Source organism: Pantoea sp. MBLJ3 (assembly GCF_000816655.1).
GTDB lineage: Bacteria > Pseudomonadota > Gammaproteobacteria > Enterobacterales > Enterobacteriaceae > Pantoea > Pantoea eucalypti.
The window spans coordinates 1-529 of the sequence record NZ_JSUT01000037.1; the positions used below are offsets into that span (position 1 = coordinate 1).

General features: G+C 59.0%; 1 protein-coding gene. It reads left to right on the forward strand.

Going from position 1 to position 529, the window contains the following annotated elements; genetic code table 11:
• Positions 1-529: LLM class flavin-dependent oxidoreductase (locus tag NP77_RS22585; protein WP_039662046.1), on the forward strand; the 529-nt coding region annotated here is incomplete at both ends.

Here is a 529-nt window from a genome sequence, read left to right on the forward strand (position 1 = left end):
GGTTCGCCCTGGTCTGCAACCGCCGAGCCTGGCGGCGCGGATGGCGGCCACGCTGGATCGTCTATCCGGCGGACGTCTGCTGATTAACGTGGTTACAGGTGGCGATCCGGTGGAGAACAAAGGTGACGGTATCTTTCTGAGCCATGAAGAGCGTTATACAGTGACCCGGGAGTTTCTTGAGGTTTACTCCCGCCTGATGAAAGGCGAGAAGGTCGACTTTGCGGGCGAGCATATCCGCGTAGAAGGCGCAGAAATTCTCTTCCCGCCGGTGCAGGAAAAGGGGCCGCCGCTCTATTTTGGTGGATCGTCGGATGCGGCAATCGATGTTGCAGCGAATCAGATCGACACCTATCTGACATGGGGCGAGCCGGTTGAACAGGTGGCGGAAAAGCTGGCGGTGGTGCGTCAACGGGCGCAGGAGAGCGGCCGTACTCTCTCTTATGGCATCCGGTTGCATGTCATTGTCCGTGAAACCGAAGAGGAGGCCTGGGCGGCTGCGGATCGGCTGATCTCTCATCTGGATGAAGAG